The 19,934-nt window shown below is 45.5% G+C and carries 19 protein-coding genes; 17 read left to right on the top strand and 2 right to left on the bottom strand.

The window, feature by feature from the left end; translation table 11 throughout:
• The first annotated feature begins 19 nt into the window (after nt 1-19).
• The 6 genes from BLHYD_RS16940 to BLHYD_RS16915 all read left to right on the top strand — a co-directional run bounded on the left by BLHYD_RS16940 (nt 20) and on the right by BLHYD_RS16915 (nt 6,359).
• Entirely contained in the window at nt 20-1,102 is a 1,083-nt protein-coding gene (locus tag BLHYD_RS16940; protein ID WP_005952246.1) for a YkvI family membrane protein, read from the top strand.
• Nucleotides 1,099-2,199, top strand: a complete 1,101-nt coding sequence (locus BLHYD_RS16935; protein WP_005952244.1) for a pyridoxal phosphate-dependent aminotransferase — start codon at nt 1,099-1,101, stop codon at nt 2,197-2,199. Before BLHYD_RS16940 ends, BLHYD_RS16935 begins: the two co-directional genes overlap by 4 nt.
• Before the next feature lie 198 nt (nt 2,200-2,397).
• Complete coding sequence (locus tag BLHYD_RS16930) at nt 2,398-3,471, top strand: glycosyltransferase (RefSeq protein ID WP_021844418.1); 1,074 nt, start codon at nt 2,398-2,400, stop codon at nt 3,469-3,471.
• A 29-nt stretch (nt 3,472-3,500) separates the two neighbouring features.
• Nucleotides 3,501-4,280, top strand: a complete 780-nt coding sequence (locus BLHYD_RS16925) for a hypothetical protein (protein WP_331676212.1) — start codon at nt 3,501-3,503, stop codon at nt 4,278-4,280.
• A 129-nt stretch (nt 4,281-4,409) separates the two neighbouring features.
• Entirely contained in the window at nt 4,410-4,670 is a 261-nt protein-coding gene (locus BLHYD_RS16920) for a DUF6870 family protein (RefSeq protein ID WP_021844356.1), read from the top strand.
• Nucleotides 4,671-4,688: 18 nt separating this feature from the next.
• Nucleotides 4,689-6,359 carry a recombinase family protein gene (locus BLHYD_RS16915; protein WP_005952234.1) on the top strand — a complete coding sequence of 557 codons (1,671 nt, stop codon included), beginning with the start codon at nt 4,689-4,691 and terminating at the stop codon, nt 6,357-6,359.
• Nucleotides 6,360-6,526: 167 nt separating this feature from the next.
• On the opposite strand, the gene BLHYD_RS16910 is transcribed toward BLHYD_RS16915, so the two are convergent.
• A complete protein-coding gene (locus BLHYD_RS16910) occupies nt 6,527-8,158 on the bottom strand; it encodes a recombinase family protein (RefSeq protein ID WP_005952232.1) in 1,632 nt (543 codons plus the stop codon).
• A 352-nt stretch (nt 8,159-8,510) separates the two neighbouring features.
• Between BLHYD_RS16910 and nox the strand changes: the two genes are divergently transcribed.
• Together nox and BLHYD_RS16900 are read left to right on the top strand one after the other, a co-directional pair.
• A complete protein-coding gene (gene nox, locus BLHYD_RS16905; protein WP_005952226.1) occupies nt 8,511-9,839 on the top strand; it encodes a H2O-forming NADH oxidase in 1,329 nt (442 codons plus the stop codon).
• Nucleotides 9,840-9,919: 80 nt separating this feature from the next.
• Nucleotides 9,920-10,510: a hypothetical protein gene (locus BLHYD_RS16900; RefSeq protein WP_005952224.1), complete on the top strand. Its 591-nt coding sequence runs from the start codon at nt 9,920-9,922 to the stop codon at nt 10,508-10,510.
• Between the two features lie 152 nt (nt 10,511-10,662).
• Here the strand turns inward: BLHYD_RS16900 and BLHYD_RS16895 are convergent, their stop codons facing one another.
• Nucleotides 10,663-11,409, bottom strand: coding sequence for a lysophospholipid acyltransferase family protein (locus BLHYD_RS16895; RefSeq protein ID WP_005952222.1), 747 nt, complete (start codon nt 11,407-11,409; stop codon nt 10,663-10,665).
• Between the two features lie 149 nt (nt 11,410-11,558).
• On the opposite strand from BLHYD_RS16895, the gene BLHYD_RS16890 reads away from it, so the two are divergent.
• The 9 genes from BLHYD_RS16890 (at nt 11,559) to murI (ending at nt 19,932) form a co-directional block, all read left to right on the top strand.
• Nucleotides 11,559-11,972, top strand: coding sequence for a protease complex subunit PrcB family protein (locus BLHYD_RS16890; protein WP_021844354.1), 414 nt, complete (start codon nt 11,559-11,561; stop codon nt 11,970-11,972).
• A gap of 51 nt (nt 11,973-12,023) precedes the next feature.
• Nucleotides 12,024-13,583, top strand: a complete 1,560-nt coding sequence (locus tag BLHYD_RS16885; protein WP_005952218.1) for a DUF3794 and LysM peptidoglycan-binding domain-containing protein — start codon at nt 12,024-12,026, stop codon at nt 13,581-13,583.
• A 141-nt stretch (nt 13,584-13,724) separates the two neighbouring features.
• On the top strand, nt 13,725-14,591 hold the full coding sequence (gene ispE, locus BLHYD_RS16880; RefSeq protein ID WP_021844353.1) for a 4-(cytidine 5'-diphospho)-2-C-methyl-D-erythritol kinase: 867 nt from the start codon (nt 13,725-13,727) through the stop codon (nt 14,589-14,591).
• An 18-nt stretch (nt 14,592-14,609) separates the two neighbouring features.
• The gene (locus BLHYD_RS16875; protein ID WP_021844352.1) at nt 14,610-15,290 is read left to right on the top strand and encodes a GntR family transcriptional regulator; all 681 of its coding nucleotides are present in this window, start codon (nt 14,610-14,612) and stop codon (nt 15,288-15,290) included.
• A gap of 346 nt (nt 15,291-15,636) precedes the next feature.
• Nucleotides 15,637-17,121, top strand: a complete 1,485-nt coding sequence (locus tag BLHYD_RS16870) for a spore germination protein (protein WP_005952213.1) — start codon at nt 15,637-15,639, stop codon at nt 17,119-17,121.
• Nucleotides 17,118-18,179, top strand: coding sequence for a GerAB/ArcD/ProY family transporter (locus BLHYD_RS16865; protein ID WP_005952212.1), 1,062 nt, complete (start codon nt 17,118-17,120; stop codon nt 18,177-18,179). Before BLHYD_RS16870 ends, BLHYD_RS16865 begins: the two co-directional genes overlap by 4 nt.
• Nucleotides 18,176-18,790: a Ger(x)C family spore germination protein gene (locus BLHYD_RS16860; RefSeq protein WP_005952211.1), complete on the top strand. Its 615-nt coding sequence runs from the start codon at nt 18,176-18,178 to the stop codon at nt 18,788-18,790. The genes BLHYD_RS16865 and BLHYD_RS16860 overlap by 4 nt, the downstream gene beginning before the upstream one ends.
• 70 nt (nt 18,791-18,860) lie before the next feature.
• Nucleotides 18,861-19,124, top strand: a complete 264-nt coding sequence (locus tag BLHYD_RS16855; protein WP_021844351.1) for a hypothetical protein — start codon at nt 18,861-18,863, stop codon at nt 19,122-19,124.
• A complete protein-coding gene (gene murI / locus BLHYD_RS16850; RefSeq protein WP_005952209.1) occupies nt 19,111-19,932 on the top strand; it encodes a glutamate racemase in 822 nt (273 codons plus the stop codon). Before BLHYD_RS16855 ends, murI begins: the two co-directional genes overlap by 14 nt.
• Nucleotides 19,933-19,934: the final 2 nt, after the last annotated feature.

Below are 19,934 nucleotides of genomic sequence, written 5' to 3'. Positions count from 1 at the left end.
GATAGTGAGAGGGAGAAATATGAGTGAAAAAACAAGTCTGTTGAATATCATACGTTTTGCCGGAGCTTATATTGCTTATATCATAGGTTCTGGTTTTGCGACGGGACAGGAGATTATTCAGTTCTACACGTCTTATGGATATCTCAGCGTCGGTGCAATTTTAATCAGTATGTTTTTCTTTGCATGGGTAGGAAGTACCGTAATGAAGGTGGGATATGACCACAAGAACGAGCCGGAAGGAGGAGCATATCAAAGATACTGCGGTAAGTATCTGGGTACGTTTTATGAGTATTTTGTGCCGTTCTTTCTGTTCTGTGTAGTGGTGATTATGATTTCAGGAGCGGGAGCTACACTGAATGAGTACTATGGAATGAATCACTATGTAGGAAGCCTTTTGATGGCAGTTCTCATTTACGTTGCATATATATTTGGCCTGAAGGGTCTGGTAAATATCATTGGATGTATCGGGCCTGTGATTATTTTGTTTACCATGATCGTAGGGCTGGTTACTTTGGTTGAATCAGGTTCAGGTTTGGCTGAGGCAGGTAAGGTAATGGAGGAAATGTCCATTGCTCAGGCTGCGCCGAACTGGTTGTTAGGCGGTCTGCTCTATGCGGCTTACAATATCTTTGGTTCCATCATCTTTTTAACTGCCCTGGGACGGACAGCCAAGAGCAGAAAGGAAGCGTCTATGGGTGGTGCTGTAGGCGGTATTACACTGATGCTGGCGACTCTAGTCATGAATCTGGCATTTTTGTCTGATATTGGAGAGGTTGGAACTTTGGCAATTCCTACGCTGCACCTGGCTGACAATATCTCGCCGATTATCGGTGTCATCTTCTCCGTTGTCCTGCTGTCTGGTATTTTCTCCACAGCGGCTCCTATGACATGGACTGTCTGTGATAAGATCGTAAAAGAAGGTTCTTTAAAATCTAAGATTGTGGCAGGAGTGATTGTCGTTGCGGCATTCTTCTGCGGACAGCTTCCATTTGACCAGCTGGTAGGCACTGTTTATCCGTATACCGGATATCTGGGAATTCTATTGTTTATCTGCGTGATTGTGTATGTGGTCAAGGGAAAAGCGGGGAGGAATGAAAAGTGAAACTAAAGATTCGCAAAGAGCTGTGTGAGATGGAGAAGAACAGCTACGCGTCGGACCAGATCGTACTTCCAGAAGGGGGAATTGACTGTAGCGAAGGGTGTAACCCTTATGGCTATCCGGAGGGAATACTCCAGGTGGCTAGAGCGTTTAAGTCGGAGAGATTTGCGCCATATCCGCACAGTATGGCGGCTTACAATGGAATCTGTGCATACTGGAAGAGTCAGTGTTTCCTGAAGCGGGATAACATTATGCTGACGGATGGAAGCATCTCTGCTATCTATATAATTAATAATATTTTTAATGTCAAGGGAGCTAAGGTGTTGGGAATTGCGCCGCAGTTCACGGACTTCGGCGCGAACATCCGCCTTCTAGGAATGGAATATGTGTCTGTTCCGTTGAGAAGGGAGAATAACTTCCAGATTGACATAGAGGAATTATTGGACAAGATAACAGGAGATCTAAGCCTGTTATATATCGACAATCCTAACAATCCTACGGGACAGGTAGTGGACAGCAAAGATATCGAGCGGATTTTGAAAAAGGCAGAGGACTGTGGGGTTTGTGTGATTGTGGATGAGGCATATGGAGACTTTATGCCGAAAGATAATTCTGCAGTAAAGTTTTTGGCATCCTATGAAAACCTGATCGTGATTCGTACGTTGTCAAAGGGATTTGGGCTGGCCGGCCTTAGGGTAGGCTATATCTTGGCTGCCGAGAATCTGATTCGCTGTATGTATAAGATGACAAATCCATATCAGGTAGGTGAGATTTCCAGAGAGCTGGCGGGAGCGGCTTTGACGGTGGAAAATCATATCGCAGACCATATGGAGAATTTCGCGAGACAGAAAAGAGAGCTCAGAGAGAATCTGGGTGGGGAGCTTCGGATGGCTGAAACTTGTGACACGGTATCTATCTGTTTGATTTATCATCAGGATTCGAAGGTTGATCTGCACAGACGCTTTATTGAGGAAGGTGTTCTGACTGTACCGGGAGCAGAATTTGACGAATTGAATTCTTCCTATGTGAGAGTGAGAATGCCAATGGAGAAAGATTTTCCTGTTTTGCTAAAAGCAGTAAAGAAGATTGGCCAGGAATAGAAACGGTGGTGCAGTCATTGATCTGACAGCATGGATTTAAAATAATGAGAGAGAGTATCCTAGAAGCTTGGGATATTTTCTCTCATTTTTTCTGTTTCAGGAAAGATCTTTCCTATAGCAGAAACGCTCCGTTTTGTGATGAAAGATTCATGGGACATTTGCATATAACAGTGTAAAGAAGGTAAACGGAGAAAATATATGTTTACGATAAGTCTGTGTATGATTGTGAGAGATGAGGAAGGGACGTTGAGACGGTGTTTGGACAGCGTTAAGGAGGTAGTAGATGAGATTATTATCGTGGATACAGGTTCCAGAGATCATACTGCCGAGATTGCGAGGGAGTTCACAGAGAAGGTCTATGAATTTCAGTGGATAGATGATTTCTCAGCGGCCAGGAATTATGGTTTGGAGAGGGCTACTCAGGATTACTGTATGTGGTTAGATGCGGATGACGTGTTAAAGCCGGAAGAAGCGGAAAAGATTCAGAGACTGAAAGAGGAGATGCCGGTGGACGTAGATGTGGTGATGATGAAATATGCGATTGCCTTCGACGAGTGGGATAGACCGACTTTTACCTATTATCGTGAGAGACTAGTGCGAAACGGAGACAGATGCCGGTTTGCAGGGCGGGTACATGAGGCGATCACACCATTTGGAACAGTCAAGTATGAAGAGATTTATGTGGAACACCGGAAGGTGAAAGCCTCAGACTCGAATCGAAATTTGCGGATTTATGAGAGAATGGTGCGGGAAGGGGAGATATTGGGGCCGAGGGAGACCTATTATTACGGAAGAGAGCTGTACGATCATGGACGGTGGAGAAAGGCAGGGAGAATGCTGCGGGAATTTCTAAAGATGCCTTCTGGGTGGGAGGAGGATAAAAAAGAGGCATGCAGACTTTTGGCTGTTTGTTATTATAAACAGGGACACAGAGAAAAGGGGTTGCACAGCCTGCTAAGAGGACTGGCATATGGAGCTCCAAGACCGGAGCTATGCTGTGATTTAGGTGGGTGGTTTTTGGAGGAACAGATGTGGGAGACTGCGGTCTATTGGTATGAACAGGCGCTTCAGGCGCCACGTCCGGAAAAAGGATTTTGCCGAGAGAACAGTAGGGGGTACCTACCTTGTTTACAGCTGTGTGTGTGCTGGTATCGGTTGGGAAATTATGACAAGGCTCTCTATTATCACAAAGAGGCTGGCAGATGGAATCCAAGGGGGAAGGAGTATTTGAGAAATGTTCCTTTTTTTGAAAACCTAGCATATTGTAAATAGAAACTTGGTATTTGGGAGACGAGTATAGAATGATGTTTAGAAATAATGATTCTTCAGATGAAATGAGAGCCAGTTCGAATTGCTGTGGATGTGGTCCAAATCATGGCATGGTAGGTCCGACCGGGCCGAGAGGTTGTCCTGGCCCTCCAGGCCCGAGAGGATGCCCGGGTCCGACCGGCCCGAGAGGCTATACGGGGCCTACAGGGGCAATGGGGCCTCAGGGATACGTGGGTCCGACGGGGGCCACCGGTCCGACTGGGCCTATGGGAGTAACCGGTCCGACGGGTCCTACCGGCTTAGCAGGAGTGACAGGGCCCACAGGCCCGACCGGCCCAACCGGAACGGGAGCGACGGGTCCGACCGGCCCGACTGGTCCAACGGGAGTAACGGGTCCGACGGGTCCGACAGGAGCGACGGGAACAGGAGCCACAGGTCCGACCGGCCCGACTGGTCCAACAGGAGTAACGGGCCCAACGGGTCCGACAGGAGTGACGGGAACAGGAGCCACAGGTCCGACCGGCCCGACTGGCCCAACGGGAGTAACGGGCCCAACGGGTCCGACAGGAGTGACGGGAACAGGAGCCACAGGTCCGACCGGCCCGACTGGTCCAACGGGAGTAACGGGCCCAACGGGTCCGACAGGAGCGACGGGAACAGGAGCCACAGGTCCGACCGGCCCGACTGGCCCAACGGGAGTAACGGGCCCAACGGGTCCGACAGGAGCGACGGGAACAGGAGCCACAGGTCCTACAGGTGCGGTGGGAGCGACAGAGGCGTTGATATATGCCCAACACTGTTGGTTTGGTTAGTGTAGAAGAAAATTATAGTTTACGATAGATAAAGAGAATTTTTCGCATAGCGGACAATCAGATTTTCATAGGATGTATGGAAAAATTTCTATATAAATCAGCTTTGTAGAAGTAAACGGGGGAATCGATATGACAGATGTAAGACGACCGTCGAAAATGAGTCAGCAGAGATGGGGGGATATAAGAAAGGAGGAATTGACGGATATTTCTCAGATTCATCTGGATGAGAATTTAAGCCCGGAGCAAAAAATGTGTTCCTTTTTGGAACAGGTAGGAAACCCTTACTGCTTTTTGTGTGGGGAGACACCGGTGCAAATTTGTTTTACTGAAAATGGGCCTGAGCTTGGAGAGCTTCTGCAGGCTTATTTTTTGCGTTTGAAGCAGAGCTGATTGCTTTCGGAGATTAGAATGGTACGTATAAGGAAGGAATTACCTGAAGAATCTTTCGAATTAAAAAAACGTATTGTCTGGCGTATAGCTGTCTATATCCGTCTTTCCCGCGAGGATGGAAAGGATGAGAGCCTAAGCGTCTCCAATCAAAGAAAGATTATCTTAGAGTATGTGGAGGAGAATTTTCAAGAAGAGGATATAATTGAGGATATTTATATCGATGATGGACAAAGCGGCACAGATTATGACCGTCCTGAGTTTCAGAGAATGCTGTGTGATGTGGAGAGAGGAAAGGTTAATTGTATTGTCTGCAAAAATCTTTCCCGAGCGTTTCGCAATTACTCTGATCAGGGATACTTTTTGGAAAGCTATTTTCCTAAGTTTCACACTCGATTTGTCACGCTAGGAGACCCTAAAGTAGATACTTTTACCGACCCTGAGGTAGTTAGCGGAATGGAGGTTCCGATCAGCGGGCTTATGAATGACCGCTTTGCTTGCAAGACTTCTAACGATATCAGAAGAACTTTTGACACAAAAAGGCGTAGGGGTGAATTCATCGGAGCTTTTGCCCCCTATGGATACCTTAAAGATCCTGAGGACAAGAACCATCTAATCATTGACCCGGATGCAGCAGAGGTGGTGAGAGATATTTTCTGTTGGTATGTCTATGGGGATATGAAAATGGAGAAAGAAAAAGAGGAACGATTCAGAGGAAATATGAGCAAGGAGGGAATAGCCCGAAGGCTAAATGATCTGGGAATTCCCAATCCCACCGCCTATAAGCGTCGTCAGGGATTGAAATACTGTAATCCTCAGATAGAGAAAAATGATGGACTTTGGCAGGGGGCTAGTGTTGCAGCAGTTCTCTCCAATGAAATGTATACTGGAACTATGGTTCAGGGAAAACAAAGAGTGGTCAGCTATAAGGTACATGACAGAGAGCGAGTGCCAAAAGGAGAGTGGTATAGAGTACGGAATACCCATGAGGCCATTATCACGGAGGAGATGTTTGCTTTAGCTCAAAAGATGCAGGCGAGAGAGAGGAGGCGAGCTCCAGGAAAGCGTTGCAACTATCTTTTTTCAGGATTTTTGAAATGTGCGGATTGTCATAAAAGTATGACTAGAAAACCATCGAGAAATATCGTCTACTTTAACTGTTCTACCTATAAACGCAAATCTAAAAATAAATGTACCATTCACTCAATTCGGCTGGATGTGCTGGAAAAAACTGTGCTGACGGTGATTCAAAGACAAATTGAACTGGCGGGCTGCGTGGATGAGACGATTTCAAGAATTACTAAATGGCCTGTTGCTGGCATAGAAAAAAGTAGATTGCAAACATTGCTGTTTATGCGTACCCGGGAGCTGAAAAAGTCAGAAGATCTCTTGGCGGAGTCTTATCTGGACTGGAAAAATGGAACACTCACGCTTGAACAATACAGTAAGATAAAAGGGAAACTGGAAGAGCAAGAAAATCGGCTTAAAATTGTGTTGAAAAATATTAAAGAAGACTTGAAATCAGAAAGGCAAAAAAATATTTGTGGCAACATTGATCTTGAATATTTCCTGAGACATGGAAATATTTTTTCTTTGTCCCAGGGAATTCTTACAGAGTTGGTAGAAGAAATTCTTGTGCATGAGAACGGTGGGATTACGATTGTCTTTTGCTTTAAGAATCCATATTCATAGTGTACAACGGAATCAATAATTGGGCATAAAAGAGTGGAGCGACTGGTCCGACAGGGCCTACTGGGGCGACTGGTCCAATAGGTGCAGACGGACCAGTAGGGCCCACCGGTCCGACGGCCGCAGTAATATTAGAACAACCGATAGCTGAAAATTTGCCGTTGGACTGCTCAGATTTCATTGCTTGGGAAAGGGTCTGAAAACCGAAAGTTTATAGTGACTTTGCCGTTTTCGTGAACTTGAATAGAGTGGATAAGTTCTGTCAGCAGACTGTGTTCTAGCTTGCTGATGTTCTTTGTGCTAAGAAAGTTATCCAGATAGGGAGAAGCAGAGTTTTTCAGAGAGACGCTTCTTTCTTTTAAGGCGGAGATAGATTTTTGAAGCTGACAAGAACGATCTTTCAGTCGGGTATACAGCCTTGTATAATCGTCTGAAGAGAGAATGCCGGCATACAAGTCGAGATGGAGTTGGTCTTGTACGGTGCTTAGTTTTTTCAATTCTTTGTTTTGTGAGAGTAACTGATTGTCAATTTGAGTTGCTTCTGAACTGGAATTCGAAGCGATTTCTATCGTTTTTAGGATTTGATGTAAATTTACCAAAAGTTCAATTTGCTTTTGGAGGGTGAAAAGGACGGCTTCTTTGAGACGGTCTTCATGGATACTGTGTCTTGTGCACTTGAATTTAGATTTGCGGGTATAAGTACTGCAACAGTAGTAGACATTGTTTTTTGAGGTTTTACGGGTCATAGATTTTTGGCAGTCGGCACAGCGAAGAAGGCCAGAAAACAAATGTACTTGGGTTTGTCCTGGTGCAGTTCTGGTATTCAGACGGCTGCGGGCCTGGGCTTTTTCAAACAGCGCGGGGCTCACGATAGGGACGTGAACATCTTTCACAATATACCAGTCTTTTTCTGGAAGCTGTACCCGGCGGTGAAGCTTATAGCTGAGTACTTTTTGGCGGCCTTGGACGAGACATCCGGTGTAAGTTCTGTTTCGCAGGATATCGTGTACAGTTTTTTCACTCCACAGGCCATCATTATTGTAAATCTGGGGATTCCAGTAATTAAGTCCCTGGCGGCGTTTATGAATGGTAGGGTTTGAGATACCCATTTCGTTGAGCTTCAGGACAATACCACGTTTACTCATCCCATCGTCGGCAAACCAATGAAAAATATCTTTCACGACTTTTGCGGCCTCTGGGTCAACGACCAGATGGTTTTTGTCCACTGGGTCTTTGAGATACCCATAGGGAGCAAATGCGCCGATGAACTCGCCGCTTTTTCGTTTTGTATCAAAGGTGCGGCGAACATCCAGGCTGGTTTTGTAGGCGTATTGCTCATTGATAAATCCCGTGATGCTGACTTCTAGGCTATGGACGACCTCTGGGTTCAGGTAGGTATCAATTCGGGGCTCATAAAGGGAGATAAAGCGGGTGTTGTACAAGGGAATAAACTCTTCTAAGAATTTTCCTTGGTTGGCGCTGTTTCTGAATGCACGGGAAAGGTTTTTGGTGACAATGCAGTTGATTCGTCCGTTTTTTACATCGCTGGTCAGACGCATGAATTCTGGCCGTGTGTCGTCAGAGGTGCCAGTGCGTCCGTCGTCTATATATTCGTCTGTCACGAAGCAGCTGCCGTCGAAACAGGCGGCGATCTGTTCGTCCAGTATTTTTCTCTGGTTCGTGATACTTTCACTCTCGCTGTTTCCATCGTCCCTGGAAAGCCGGATATATTTTCCGATTCGCCAGACTTTTGGGGCGGAACTGTCTGAATACGAAATAGAAGTCTGATGGATATAAGTCATAATACCTCCAGTACATGATTTAATAAAAGATTCCGATCAAGAATATGATATGCTGCCTGTCTTTTATGCCGAGACACACGAATCGAAATTCCATTGCCCTAGGCAGTCTGAGAAAAACGGTGATGTCAGCCACGATAAGTGCACCGTATGGTTTTACGAATGGTGCTGGCTGAACTGTTACAATCTATAAGGGAAAAACTGGATAAAAAAGGTTGAAATTTCAGAAAGAATCTCGTATAATTAGATTAGCCAATACAAACATCGAGAAAACATAGCCAAGTATCATTGAAAGACTGACTGAAAAGCAGTTGTATCGGCTAGAATAATATAAAAAGCAGACGGAGGTAATATTATGAAAACAGTGATTATCGGAGCAAATCATGCGGGCATTGCTGCCGCGAACACATTGCTGGACAATTATCCGGAGCAGAAGGTAGTAATGATTGATCGAAATAGTAATCTGAGTTATCTCGGTTGTGGTACTGCACTTTGGGTGGGCAGACAGATTGATTCCTATGAGAATCTTTTCTATACTAACAGAGAGGCTTTCGAGGCAAAGGGAGCAGATATCCGCATGGAGACTACAGTGAAAAAAATCGATTTTGAGGGAAAGAAGATTTTCTGTGAGAGTTTGGATGGAGCTACTTTTGAGGAGAGCTATGACAAGTTGATTTTGGCGACAGGTTCTCTGCCGATTGCTCCTCAGATTCCAGGTAGTGATCTGGAGGGAATCAGCTTTTTGAAGCTGTTTCAGGATGGTCAGGAAGTAGACAGACAGATCAGCGACCCTGCGGTAAAGAATGTGGCTGTGATAGGAGCCGGATATATAGGTGTTGAGATTGCGGAGGCTGCAAAGCGAAGAGGAAAAGAAGTTAGGCTGTTTGATGTGGCGTCTACCTCTTTGGCGAGCTATTATGACCCATGGTTCTCGAAAGACATGGACGAAAATTTGAAGAAAAACGGAGTCGAAACCCACTATGGAGAACGAGCGACAGCCTATAAAGGCAGCAAACACGTGGAGGCAGTCGTTACGGACAAAGGAGAATATCCGGCAGATTTGGTGATTAACGCGATTGGCTTTATTCCAAATACCGGTTTGGGAAAAGAACATTTAGAATGTTTTGGAAATGGGGCATACCGGGTGGACAGCCATCAAAAGACGAGTGACCCAGATGTCTATGCAGTGGGAGACTGCGCGACCATTTACTCCAACGCGCTGAGAGCAGAGACCTACATTGCGCTGGCAACCAATGCAGTTCGTTCAGGAATTGTGGCAGGACATAACGTAGGTGGCACCGAACTAGAATCCATCGGAGTACAGGGGTCTAATGGAATCTCTATCTTTGGATACAATATGGTATCCACGGGCTTATCTGTGAACATGGCAGAAAAGAATGGCTTAAAAGTAGAATACACAGATTTTGAGGATTTACAGAGACCTGGATTTATGAAACACAACGCGAAGGTAAAGATACGTATCGTGTATGAGAAAGAGTCTAGACGTGTCGTAGGAGCGCAAATGGCTTCAGAGGAAGACATCTCCATGGGAATTCATATGTTTTCGTTGGCAATAGAAGAAGGAGTGACGATTGACAAGTTAAAACTGCTGGACATTTTCTTCTTGCCTCATTTTAATCAGCCGTACAACTATATTACGATGGCAGCTCTGGGTGCGAAATAAGTTCTGTGTGTCCATAGAGGAATGTTGCCACGGGGCCGACGGGTCCCACCGGAGCCACTGGTCCTACTGGTGCTGACGGAGTGACTGGTGAGACTGGGCCTACTGGGGAAGCTGCCACGATTAGAGTCGGGACAGTGACGACCGGAGATCCAGGGACAGAAGCATCTGTGACAAATTCGGGAACGGACCAGGAAGCTGTGTTTGATTTTGTGATTCCGAGAGGAGAGAATGGGGGAAGCGGAACACCGGTAGAACTGCTGTCTGCTTATTCCGCAGCACCTCAGCCGGGTACGTCAGGAAGTGCTCTGAGGTTTGACCGAAACTCTATGGTAAAGGGAGATGCTATTTCTCATGCTGAAAACAATACAGATTTCACCATCAGCGAGACAGGTATCTATTCGGTTGCATTTAATGGTGTGGTGGCTCCTGCGTCAGGCGTGACGTTCCCCTTTAGCCTCACTTTGTATTTGGAGGTGAATGGAACTGGCGTGAGTGGTTCTGGTACGCAGCATTCTTTCCATACGTCGACAGAGACGGTCAACATGGCGTTTACGGTGCCGGTTGAAGTGACTGCTGTTCCAGCGACTTTGAGGGTGATCGTGGATGGAGATAGCATTATCTACAGTACGGTTTCACTGACGATCTACAAAATAGGTGAGAGTACACCCTAATCCGGAAGCAAAATGTATAAAAAATAAAACCCTGCTTGGCAGGATTCCTAATTTGGCGGACTGTGAAAAACAGTCCGCCTACTTTACGCGATAAGCTGGCTGCTATATCGCGGCGGATAGGGGAACAAATCTTCCCTATTCGATCTATATTTTTACACTTCTAAAAATGACTGATTTTTTTTCAGCATATCTGTAATGATTTCACGTGTGTAGGCACCCAATCTTTTTTGATTTTCCCTAGAAAGCTGTTCAGGATATATTGGTTTTCCATATTCCAAGATAATGTGGCGAGGACAAATTCTAGGAAATTGGTCTTCAAATATAGAGGATGTGTGGTTCATCGCCATGGGGATGATGGGACATTTTCCTTTAGTGGCTACCTTAAAGCTGCCCTCATGAAAAGGCAGAAGATCCAGCTCGTTTTCGTTTTTATTTCTGGTTCCTTCCGGAAAGATGCAGATAGAGATTCCAGATTTCACTTTTTCGATAGCGTTCAGGATGATCTTCATCCCCTGTTTTAAGTCATTTCGGTTGAGAAACAGGCAGTTCAGGTATCGCATCCAGTCAGAGAGCAGAGGGATTTTACGCATTTCATATTTAGCCACATAACCCGTGAGACGTTCGCAGCGGGTATAAGTCAATAAGATGTCGTAGAAGCTTCTGTGGTTTCCGATATAGAGAACCGGGGTGTCTTTTGGAACATTCTCTTCTCCGATTACAGTGACTTTTACTCCTGCTACTTTCAGGCAAAGACGAAATACCGCCTGGACAATGCGCAAGGAGCTGACTGCTTTTAGGTTAGAATTGAATTTTCCAACAATCCATTCTACGATCAAGATAGGGATGGATAGGATCAAAAAACCGACCACGATAATACAAGTTAATATAAAACGAATCATATAGTTTCCTCCAGATGATTTATAGAGATCATCATACCGTTAGTTAATAGACACGGCGTTCTACTTATTATAATCAATATTTAAAATACTTGCAATAAATCTTTTGAGATTTGCATAGAATATGTTGAGAAAAAAGTATGAGGAAAAGTATGAAGAAAATCAGCCTGGGAATTTTAGCCGCAGTTGTTCTCATTGTGGGATTGAGCAGTTGTGGCATTATTAAGATTGACAGAGAAGAAAAACAAAAACTAGATTATACGGTTGTGAAGGAAGAAGATATGCCAAGAGAAATTCAGGCTTTGATTGAGGAGAGGAAGGAACAGGAATTTCAGATGGCATATCAAAGTGGAAATGAGCTGTACCTGGTCAAAGGGTACGGGCAGCAGGAGGGCGGAGGCTACAGCATACAGGTGGAGGCGTTGTCGATGACTGAAAATGCCCTAGAGCTGAAAACAAAGCTGCTGGGGCCTTCTGGGGAAGAAGATCAGTCGCCGGAGCCTTCTTATCCATATATTGTGATTAAAATGGAGTATCGGGATTTGCCGGTACGTTTTCAGAGCTGACTTGGGAAATGTAAAATATAATTTAGTCAAGAAGAGTAAAGGAGAGATTAGATGGAACTGAAAAAAGAGAGAGTGCAGATACTTCGTGTGAAAAGTGAGGCGACGAATCAAATCACATTTGATGAGGACTATAATGTGCCGGATGTGAAACCAGATATCGGAAGAATGATTCAGAGCAAGGGAGAGATTCAGATCGAAGAAGTGAAACTGAATGAAGACCAGGCTTTCATCAGGGCGAAGCTTTGTGTAGATCTGCTGTATGTGGGAGAAGAGGAAGAAGGCCGGGTGTACAGTCTGTCAGCCAGTTTGCCTATCGAGGAGACTCTGAATTTAGAGGGAATTGAGAGCGGAGATAAGATTTGTCTGAAATGGGAGATTGAAGATTTGAGTCTCCATGTGATTAATTCCAGAAAGCTGAATATCAAAGCGCTGGTAACTTTCTTCGCAGTCGTGGATGAGCTGGGGGATATCGCACTTCCTGTGGGAATAGAGGAGGAAGGAATTTCGTGTAAGAAAAAGAATGTTAGAATTATGGGACTTCGCGTACATAAAAAAGATACTATGCGTCTGAAAGAAGAAATTCCTCTGGCGTCGAATAAGCCGAATATTCACGAAATACTATGGCATACTCTGGAGATCAGAGGAGTGGACCTGCGCCCCGATGAGGATAAGGTGTCCGTAAAAGGAGAATTGTTTGTTTTTGTTCTCTATGAAGGAGATGATGAGGGAAATCCGCTTCAGTGGATGGAACATTCGATACCTTTCCGGGGAGAAGTGGAATGCGCGGGCTGTACGGGAGATATGATTCCCAATATCGAAGTGAGTGCACTTCAAAAGGAATTGGGGGTGAAGCCAGACCCGGACGGAGAGGAACGTCTGATGCAGGCCGAGGTGGTTTTGGAGCTGGATATGAAGATATACCAGGAAGAAGAGCATGAGCTTTTGATGGATGTGTATACTCCTACAATGGAATGCAATCCTGTCGTACACAATGAGATTCTGGATGGGTTGTTGGTTAGAAATTTTTCAAAATGTAGGCTAAATGACCGGGTGGAGGTAAAAGAGACTCAGGGAAAAATTTTGCAGATCTGTCACAGCCAAGGTAAAATAAAGGTAGATAAGACCAAGATTGTTGAAAACGGTATCCTGGTAGAAGGAGTAGTACAGATAAAAGTACTCTATATTGTAGGGAATGATGATATGCCGTTTTATTCTATGGAGGCAATGATACCATTTTCTCATGTGATAGAGGCGAAAGGAGTGGATGAAAACTGTATCTATTTTCTCAGGACAGATTTGGAGCAGCTATCTACGACAATGGTGGACAGCAATGAGATCGAGGTAAAAATTGTACTGAATCTAAATGCACTGGTACTTTGCAGGGAAGAGGTTCCTCTGATGGAAGAGGTGGAGGAGATACCGCTAGACCCTTACAGGATACAGAATATGCCGGGCATCACTGTCTACATGGTACAACCGGGAGATACTCTCTGGGATATCGCAAAGAACTTTTACACGACGACAGACCAGATTAAACAGGTGAATCAGCTTAGCACAGAACAGCTTCAGCCATATCAGCCACTACTGTTGGTGAAAGAGGTACAGAGATGATTGTGACTTTACAAATCTGACAAAATCATTTACAATGAATTGTATAAAAATACGTACAATAATACTGTGTTTTTTGAGATGAAACGTGAGAGGGGCTGCCGACAGCGAGTTTTCCGTGTAAGGTGCCAGTGGGAGGAAATCATGCGTTTACGTGCGATGGCGAAAGTGAATTTAGGTTTAGACGTGGTTAGAAAGAGAGAGGATGGATACCATGATGTGCGCATGGTAATGCAGACGATAAAAATGTATGATCTTCTGGAAATCACACCCAGAAAGGCGAAGGGGATTTCTCTTACCACGAACCTTCCTTATATTCCCACAGATGAAAGGAATCTGGTCTACAAGGCTGCGAAACTACTGATGGATGAGTTTCAGGTGGACAGCGGTGTGAGGATGCAGCTTCATAAGTTCATTCCCGTGGCAGCAGGTATGGCAGGAGGAAGCTCAGATGCGGCGGCAGCGATGGTTGGCATCAATCAGATTTTCCAGCTAGGCCTGTCAGAAAAGCAATTGATGGAGAGAGGCGTGTTGATCGGAGCAGATGTGCCCTACTGTGTTCTGCGGGGGACCGCGCTGGCGGAAGGCATTGGAGAGATACTGACGCCGTTGCCTCAGCTTCCATTTTGCTATATCTTGATCGGAAAACCGGGGATTAGTGTGTCCACGAAAACTGCCTACGAGAATTTGAAACTGGAAAGCATTGGGAACCACCCAGACATAGACGGTATGGTGGCAGCCATTGAGGAGCAGGATTTGGACGGTGTGATTAGGCGTATGGAAAATGTGTTCGAGCCGGGAATTGTGCGGCAGTATCCGGTTATCGGCCAGATTAAGACTCTGATGGAGGAGAATGGGGCCGAGAAAGCTATGATGAGTGGAAGTGGTCCGACTGTGTTTGGAATTTTTAAGGACCGAAAAACGTTAAAGCAGGCTTATGACCGTCTAATCAGAAGCCAGCTTGCGAGAAATGTTTTTGCGACTCAGGTGTTTCATACCCGTAGAAGATAGACAGATAAGGAGAAACCAATGACAAGTAATTTTTCGATTCATATGGATGAATACCTGCCTCTCAGGGATGTGGTGTTCAATACATTGCGCAGAGCAATTTTAAAGGGAGAGCTAAAACCAGGGGAACGCCTGATGGAGATCGCTCTGGCAGAGAAATTGGGGGTCAGTCGGACACCCATCAGGGAGGCCATTCGAAAACTAGAGCTAGAGGGATTGGTGATTATGATTCCCAGGAGAGGTGCACAGGTGGCGAATATCACAGAGAAAGATCTCAATGACGTGCTCGAAGTGCGCTGCTGTCTGGAAGAGATGGCCATCGAGAAGGCCTGTGCCAGAATGACAGAACAAGAGCTGGAGGAGCTGGCTGATGCGGAATGCGAGTTTCAGGGACTGTTGGAGGAAGGAGATCTGACAAAGCTGGCGGAGGCAGATGTGGAGTTCCATGAGATTATCTACCGCGCGGCGGAAAATAAGAGGTTGCTGCAGGTGCTCAACAATCTTAGAGAGCAGATCTATCGTTATCGGATTGAATATTTAAAGGATGAAAAGACGAGGAACCGTCTCGTGATGGAGCATCGAGAGATGTATGAGGCGATTCGCGATAGGGACATAGAGAAGGCGAAGAAAATAGCTTCCAGCCATATAGAGAACCAAAGAAAAGGAATCATAGAGAGTATTCATCTGGACAGCCATAAATAGCACAGGTGGAATAAAAAGCAAATATTTGGAAATATTAAGAGAGATGCAAAGACGGCGTCTCTCTTTTGTTATGGAAAGAATTTATGAAAATTCTTCCCATAACAAAAACGCTCCGCAGAGGATGCGCACGCCGCAATGGGGAATTTCACCGCGCAGCGGTGTTGCGGCGACGCGCAAAGTGAGCAAATTCTTTAAAAATAAAGGGATGTGAGAATTAAAGAAAGCTGCCCACTTTGATCTGTTATGGAAAGAATTTATGAAAATTCTTCCCATAACAAAAACGCTCCGCAGAGGGTGCGCACGCCGGCTTCGATAAACAATATGGCTTGAACGTGAGGAGAAAAATATGGGAGAGAAGACACCTGTATACGAAACTGTCAGAAAGAACGAGGAATATATTCGAAAACAGTGTGAAGATTGTGCAGATATCATTATTCGGCCGATGAGATTGGGTGATGAGAGGAAAGTTGAGTGTCTCGTAGTATATCTGGAAGTGGCAGTCTCTAACATGATGTTGGAGGACTCAGTAATCGGCAAATTGATCAATCATTTCTGGGAAATTCCTCCGGGTAAGATGAAAGAATTCTTAAAGGACAACAGCTTGGGAATTTCTGATGTAAAGGAACTGCCGACTTTAGAGGAAGCTATGGGGGCGATGCTGGCGGGAAATGCAATCTTTTTTATGGACGGCTACGACCGCGCGATTAAAATTGCCAGCAAAGGCTATCCGAGTATGGGTGTGGGACAGGCGCAGACAGAAAAGGTCTTGAGGGGGTCAAAGGAGGGTTTTACTGACTCAGTAAAAATCAACAGTGCTCTGATTCGAAAGCGCCTGAAGGATACCCGGATGAAGGTAGTGGAACGACAGATGGGAATTCGGTCAAATACGATGCTTCAGCTTTTGTATGTAGACGATCTGGTACAGGAAGACCTATTGGATGAGATACAGAAGCGGTTGGATGAGTTCGAGATCGATGGAATCTTTGACAGCGGTATGGTAGAACAGTTGACAGAAGAAGTATGGTATTCCCCGTTTCCTCAGTTTCAGGCCACAGAGAGGCCAGACAGGGCGGCGATGGAACTGTTAGAAGGAAGAGTGGTCCTGCTGTGTGACAACTCGCCGATGGCACTGCTTTTGCCCACGACTTTTCACAGCTTTATGACTTCTAGTGAGGATATGTATAATCGGTTTGAGATGGTCTCGTTCATACAAATGTTGAGGTATCTAGCGGTTATGACAGCCACCTTATTGCCCGGTTTGTATCTAGCGGTGATACGTTTTCACACGCAGATTTTGCCGGCGAATCTGATACTATCCTTTGCGGAGGCGCGTTCAGGGGTGCCGTTTTCCAGTATCGTGGAATTAATTTTTTTGGAACTGTCCTTCGAGTTGATACGGGAGGCGGGGGTGCGGATGCCGGGCTCTTTAGGGAGTACCATTGGCATTGTGGGAGGACTGATTGTAGGGCAGGCGGCCGTTACGGCGAACCTGGTCAGCCCGATTGTTGTCATAATTGTAGCATTGACTGCGCTGGGGTCTTTAGCTATTCCAAGCGAAGAATTTTCCGCTCCGTTCCGGCTTTTGAAATATATGTTTTTGTTTGCGGGCGGTTATTTTGGCCTCTACGGCATTGTACTGGGCATTTACCTGGTTGTAAGCCATTTAGCAGGACTTTTGAGTTTTCAAGTGCCATATCTGACTCCTTTTGTGAAGAAGGATGATAGCCAGGGAGGTGGAATTCTCAGAAGACCTCTTCGAAAGATGAACAGCAGGCCAGTGTTTGCCCGGAAAGAACAGAGAATTCGGCTGAGAAGGAGAATGAAGGGATGAAATATGCGGAGAACAATCGAATTTCACACAGACAGCTGACCAGACAATTAGTGCTGAGTCTCACAGCTCCTTTTCTGTTGGGGCTTTTAGGATATCGGTCGATGCTGGGAGCAAATGGAATGCTGGCATCTGTGGCAGTTTTGATTCCTTTATACTTTTATGTGATATTTTTAATTCGCCTGACTCCGTACTATGCAAATCTTCCTAAATATGTTGGAAAATGGTGCAGCCTGTTAATCGGAGTGTTTTATCTTTCTTTTACGGTATTCACGGGAGCATATCTGCTGACTTTGGTGGAAGATGTGGTGCCGATCAGCCTACTTTCTTCGTTTTCTGGCAAGGCGGCCAGCCTTTTGGCGATTTTAGTTTGCAGTTTCGGAACTCATAAGGGGATGCAAAAGAGGGGAAGAATGGGAGAAGTCTCTTATCCTCTCGTGTTGGGATTTTTGTTTCTGTTGCTGATTGTAGCTGCGTTTCAAGGAAGCTGGGAATATTTTCAGGCTGATCCTAGAGGGCTTGAAATCTCAGCGGCAGGGTTTGGTCGGGCGGGCTATGGTCTGCTGGCCGCTTTCACAGGGATAGGATTGCTGCCTTTTGCGTTGGAACATGTGGAGAAAACTGGAAGCGCGAGCAAGCCGGTCTTTTATGGTGTTGCTATCACCAGTCTCTTTTTCTTGGCGTCTTTGGTGGTGCTTCAGGCGAATTACGGTTGGGTCAGACTCCAGGAAGAGGAGTATCCGATTCTGCCTCTTCTGGCGGGGGCGAATCTGCCGGGGGAAGTTCTGGCCAGGTTTGATGTGATTTGGCTGGCGGTTCTGCTCTACAGTCTTTTATTTTCTGTGGGGAGTGTCCTACACTATGGAAGTCATATTCTACAGACTTTACAGCTTGGAACAGGCAGGTACTGGATGCCGATTTTGATGTATCTTCTGACTTGGGAAGAGTTGTGGAAATTTTCTGTGGAGAAGATCTATGGTCTGTCTTTGGTCTACGTGTATTTCCCAGGGTTTCTAATTGTGGGTATGCTGGTTTGGATGAAAAATAGGAGGAAGACATGAAAAGATGGATTGCTTGTATATTGCTGTTTTGTGTGGTTTTTCAGCTGTGTGGCTGTTCAGGGATTGAACCTGAGAAGAGAAGATATCCGTTGGCTATGGGAGTGGACTGGGCGGATGGACAATTTCAGGTCTATTATGCGATGCCCGATCTTCCAGCCTCCACAGGACAGGATAAAAAGGAAGAAGGAGGAGATACCTCTGTGCTGTCTTTTCAGGGAAAATCCTTCCGTGAAATTCAAAAACAGTACGAGTGGTCTCAGGACAAATATCTGGATATGGGGCATTTGGAAGTCTTAGTGTTGGGGCCGGGACTCTTGGAGGGAAGACACTGGGAGACCTTTCTGGAATTTATGAAGAAGAGTCCCCTCGTGGGGGAGGATATGTACGTATTTGAGGGAGAAAATGTGGACAATCTTATGAATTTAAACCAGTCTTTGGGGACATCTCTTGGCCAATATCTGACAGGTATCTATGAAAATCGCCCGGAGGGACGTAAGAAAAGTGGAGTCACACTGAAAGAAGTCTACTATTATTGGTATGAAAAATCTAAGCTTCCGAAGCTTCCGGCGCTGAGGGATGAAAATGGGAAAATTCTAGTGGATTTTGTATAAAAGCATAAGAGAGGGCAATACTTCAGATGTAGCCCCGGTACTGAGGTGTCGGGGGAAAGGAGAATTGCATATGAGATGGATTCAAAAACCTGGAAAGAGGCTGTTAATCTCTGTGCTTGTGGCGATGTCGGCTGTCATCTTTCAAGGCGGTGGAAATATTCAGATGACACAAGGCTTTTGGGGAATTTTGTACCCTGAATACTGTTATTCTGAGAAGCCCTCGGATGAGATATCCGCGAAGCCCCGCTTTACGTTCCGATGGTTGCGCACTCCGAATTTTGGTGATAAAATAGGAGAAAAACATCAGTCGGAGAGTTCATATGAGATTAGATAGAGAAGCGCCGGTGGGAGTTTTTGATTCGGGAATCGGCGGATTGACGGTGGCGAGGGAGATCATGAGAAATCTTCCGTCGGAGAAGATCGTCTATTTTGGAGATACGGCGAGAGTGCCTTATGGAAGCAAATCCAAAGACACAGTACTGAGGTATTCCCGCCAGATTATAAGATTTCTTGAGACAGAGAACGTAAAGGCGATTGTGGTTGCCTGCAACACGGCCAGTGCCTTTGCCCTGAGTGAAATTCAAAAAGAAATGAATTTACCGATCATAGGAGTGATTGAGGCAGGGGCCAGGGTGGCCGCAGAGACGACGATGAATAAAAAAGTAGGTGTGATAGGAACAGAGGGAACGATTCACAGCGGTATCCATGAAAGATGGTTAAAGTCGCTGGACCAGGAGATCACCGTTTACGGAAAACCTTGTCCGCTGTTCGTGCCTCTAGTGGAAGAAGGGTGGTTAAAAGACCCTGTGACAGAAGAGATCGCCGAACGATATCTGAGAGAGCTCTTGGAAAAAGAAGTGGATACTTTAATTTTGGGATGCACACATTACCCGCTTTTGAGATCTCTGATTCAGAAGGTTGTGGGACCTGAAGTGAAGCTGGTGAATCCGGCTTATGAGACGGCTCTGGAATTGAAGAAACTCTTAAGCCAGGAGAACCTGCTTAGCACAGGAAGGGGCCAGGAGGAATTTCCTTATCGTTTTTATGTCAGTGATCTGGCTGAGAAATTTAGGAAATTTGCGGACTCCATATTGCCTTATGACGTGGAGAAGACAAAAAAGATAGATATTGAAAAATATTAGAG

This window comes from Blautia hydrogenotrophica DSM 10507 (assembly GCF_034356035.1).
Classification (GTDB): domain Bacteria; phylum Bacillota; class Clostridia; order Lachnospirales; family Lachnospiraceae; genus Blautia_A; species Blautia_A hydrogenotrophica.
Note: the sequence above shows the minus strand (reverse complement) of the source record. Positions and strands in the feature narration are given on the sequence as shown.